We start from the raw sequence: 4,004 nt of genomic DNA, 5'->3' as shown, positions 1-4,004 counted from the left end.
AAGGATTAGCACGCTATCTGACGTTCTACAACCAGACCAGGCCGCACCAGGCGCTTGACGGCCACACACCCGATGGAGTGTACTTTGACCACCTACCGACACAGCACACCGCTGCATAGGTAGAACACCGCCAGGCTCCACCTAAGAAAGAAAACATTCTGTCTAACCAACCGGGGCCACCTCTCCTGTGCCTGGAGGAGTGCATGCGCTGCCGAGCGACCCGGTGATACATGAAGGAAAATGGAGCCTCTCCCGTGATTACCCGACGCATGCCATGGGCAATTTCATTGCCTATCAGGGAATACCTGATGGTATGTGCATCTGGAACATGAGACCTTTTCCGACTGCCGGAATGATGTCTGTGTGAGGCGATCACGGTAGAGATGGGACCCGGCTCGAGATCGCAGACATCTCACAGCGTGCGGTAGGAATGCCTTGGGCAAAAAAGTCGCAATGATCACTGCGTCAGGGGCGGTGATCCTGGTGCTCATCGGTCTGTTCTTAGGTCTCGGTGAAGTGGTGATCCGATCGGTTCACCTCATGCGAGACGGCATTCCATTTTTTGCAAGTAACGCAGGCGGGCGAATCGGCCCCATTACCCTGGATCAGGACCTGGGATGGAAAGCCACCGAGCACTATCAGGAAGCCCTGGTGGAAAAGACCAAGAACGGCACACTGTATCCGGTCCGCCGATCCCAAGTGCAATACGGATTTCGCAGTTTCGGAGAGGTCACCTCCCGCCGTCTCAAAATGCTGGTCATCGGCGATTCGTTTACCCATGCCACCGCCGTCTCAGACGACCGGACCTACCATGCGCTCTTGTCCAAACTCCTCGATATCGAGGTCTTCGCCTATGGGGCCGGAGGGTATGGGACGTTGCAGGAATTTCTCATCCTCGATCGCTACGTCGATACCATCCAACCCGATGTGATTCTCTGGCAATACTGCATCAACGACTTCATCAACAACGATAACGAACTCGAGCGCCTGAGCTCCATCAATAACAACGGCTGGGTTCGGCCATACTGGCGCAACGGCACAATCCAGATCCTCTCTCCGAAGGAATCCTCTCTCCAGGTGAGAGACTGGATCAATCGTCATAGCCGGTTTCTCTACTTCGTCGTCACCAGGCTGGATCGGCTACGAGCCGCCAACACCAGGGAAACGGTTGAAGTGGACATCGAAGCAGAGGGGATGCGGCATGCCGGGTTTGTCAGGGCGGTCGCCGTCACAGACGACTTGATGGGCCGGGTGCGGGCGCGGGTGGGGTCACGCCCGATCATGGCATTCGATTGCGCAGAAGCCGAACCATACAACCAAGCTTTCCGTGACATTTCCGCGCACCATAGGATCGCGTATTGGGACGATGTGGCTCGGTCGGTTCAAGCCGCTGACGCGCGTGGCGAAGATGTGTTTGCGGCCGATGGCAGTCACTGGAACGAACGCGGACACGACCTGGCAGCACAGGCCCTTGCAAAACACCTCCGGGCGGATCTTCCTCCCACGCCTCGCCGGGAATGACGTCGCAAATCGATCCGTGGGCCGGCCTTTTCAGGCATACATCCCTCCACGATGTTCTGCGCGCGCACGCGCGCTGCCAATTGCCACGCGGCGCCCCGAACAGAACGGGACAGTGGAGCGGAGTCATCGTATCGACGAAAAAGAGTTTTGGGTCGGTCGCGCTTCGACGGTTGAATGTCGGCGGCCCTCGTCCTGCGCGCCTAGGAGCATCAATAGGACATCCGACAAACGAGTGGGACAAAGCACTTTGGGCGATTTTTCAGATTGCGCGGGGGGTGTAATCGTTGCGGCTTATGCGGTGCGAGAGAAGGAGAATTGTCCAATAACTGTCCAATGGAGTTTCATTGGACAAAGTGAAAATCGTAAGCCATTGAAAAATGGTGAGTCGGCTGGGATTCGAACCCAAGACCCTCGCCTTAAAAGGGCTTCTCAAACTTTTAAGATTGAGAGCTACTGACTGAGACGAAGGATTACAAATCCCTTCTTATATGTGGGTTTCGAGCCTTAAGTTTGCGATGCACAGTGACTGATGCAGTTAGGTGATCATGACCGAAACTGTGACCGAACCGTAACCAACACCGTGACCGATATTATCATTAGTTCATGGTCCTGCTACGGCAGTGGGGAGCCATGTCAAAGCTTTGCGCGTCTAGCCCTCTTAAAGGCCCCTCCTAAATGCGAGCACCAAAAAGTGATTGCTACCACTGGTGATTGATAGCTACTTCACATAGCCTGACTCAGCCCTGCCACGATTATCGATTTGGGGGGGGGAACCGAAAATGTTACCTACAGTTTCGTGAGCCGATAAAAGTCTCTAGCCATCTTCCACAAAACCCGCAACAATCATCCCCGAAAAGTCTCGAAAAATTGACCTAACACCGGTATATTCCCGCTGTCCTTTAATCTGATGGTTGAGGGACTTTCTAGCGCTTTTTGGCGTGACAAAACCGGAGCACCAATTGATGGCGAATCAGTATACACAAGTCGAGCTTCTCGACCTCGTTTTTAGAGATCCGGCCACTAAGCAGGGTCTAAAGTTCTTTACAAAGGGCGAGCGATCCAAAATTCAGTTCCGAGCCGCCGGCACAGACAAAATTGAGATCTTTTGTGCCAAGCGTGAAAAATGGTTTAAAGCCAAACCCGAAGAGACTGTGCGCCAGGCATTTTTAATCTGGATCCAAGAAACTCTGAAATATCCTATCCATCGCGTAGGCGTCGAATGGCCCATACAAATGGGCCAGGACGCCGAAAAGGAACGTGCCGATATTGTTATTTTTTCAGATGATGCCTGTACAGATCCATACATTGTTTTCGAATTAAAAAAACCCGATAGCAAAGAGGGTCTTGAACAGCTTCGTAGCTACCTTCGTTGGACAGGGTGCTTTTTTGGATGTTGGAGTAATGGCAGCGACTACTCCTTTCAATTGCGCGAGGATGACAAGGAAACGAAGAAGGGGCCTTACAAGTTTCGCGACATTGCCCGACTACCCAAGCTCGGCCAAGATCTAAACGATATCCTTACACCGCTCACCTTTGCGGAGCTTAAACCTGTTTCCGATATGCGAGCACTAATTGAGCGCCTTGAACATGATGCATTGGCAAATGCCGGTGTGAATGCTTTTGATGAACTATTTAAGCTGTTCTTTGCAAAGCTACACGATGAATTCCGACCAAAGCGAAAAGACAAAGACCCGGTAGACTTCCGCGTGCCTACAGGTGCCCCTGAAGTTATTTACAAACGTTTCAACGATCTCTTTCAAGCTGCTAAGAAGCGTCCCCATTGGGATGAAATATTCGACCAAGGGGATGCACTCAAACTCCGCGGCGATGCGTTACGCCTCTGCGCGTCCGCATTGGAACCTTATTCGCTTGCCCATACGGATCTCGATGCGGTAGATGCCGCATTCGAATATTTGATTAACCCGGAGCAGAAAGGGCAAAAAGGGCAATACTTTACTCCGCGTCCTGTAGTGAAAATGGCCGTGAAGATGCTCAACCCTCAGGATGGCGAGAAAGTCATTGATCCAGCCTGCGGCTCTTGTGGTTTCCTCATACATACAATACGTCACGTTCAAAGCGAATATGGTTGGAATACAGCCCAAGTCTATAAATATGCGAATGAATACCTGTATGCCGTAGACTTCGATGACAGACTAAAAAAAGTTGCTAAGACCATGATGATTATTGCCGGGGACGGAAAAGCGAATGTCTTCGGTTGCTCTTCTCTCGATATCCGGGAATGGCAAAATTCAGACGCTCGAAAGAAAATAGGAGAGTTTTCTAAAGACGCAAAAGATGGTGATTTCGATATTGTTCTTACAAATCCCCCCTTCGCTGGAAAAGTTACCGGTAAGGCAGAGGGGGCGCCGGAAATTCGGACAGTGTGTTAAGTGGAAGCCTGGCTTCACCCACACCACCGAGAGGTGGCAGACGAGAGGAGCGAGGCAATGAAACGAACGAGACGGAATCACGGGGCGACTTTT

Annotated in this window: 2 protein-coding genes; both read left to right on the top strand. The window is 51.9% G+C overall.

Going from position 1 to position 4,004, the window contains the following annotated elements; translation table 11 throughout:
* The first annotated feature begins 453 nt into the window (after positions 1-453).
* Positions 454-1,521: a hypothetical protein gene (locus tag GDA65_20465; protein ID MBA5865055.1), complete on the top strand. Its 1,068-nt coding sequence runs from the start codon at positions 454-456 to the stop codon at positions 1,519-1,521.
* Positions 1,522-2,483: 962 nt separating this feature from the next.
* A complete protein-coding gene (locus tag GDA65_20460; GenBank protein ID MBA5865054.1) occupies positions 2,484-3,911 on the top strand; it encodes an N-6 DNA methylase in 1,428 nt (475 codons plus the stop codon).
* Positions 3,912-4,004 lie beyond the last annotated feature (93 nt).

Source organism: Nitrospira sp. CR1.1, from assembly GCA_014055465.1.
Lineage (GTDB): Bacteria > Nitrospirota > Nitrospiria > Nitrospirales > Nitrospiraceae > Nitrospira_A.
The sequence above is the reverse complement of the archived record's forward strand: the minus strand, read 5'-3'. Positions and strand labels throughout refer to the sequence as shown.

What these genes read in the sequence shown, in the direction of transcription:
- GDA65_20465 (MBA5865055.1), top strand. Translation starts at nt 454, where the DNA reads ATGATCACTGCGTCAGGGGCGGTGATCCTGGTGCTCATCGGTCTGTTC.
- GDA65_20460 (MBA5865054.1), top strand. Translation starts at nt 2,484, where the DNA reads ATGGCGAATCAGTATACACAAGTCGAGCTTCTCGACCTCGTTTTTAGA.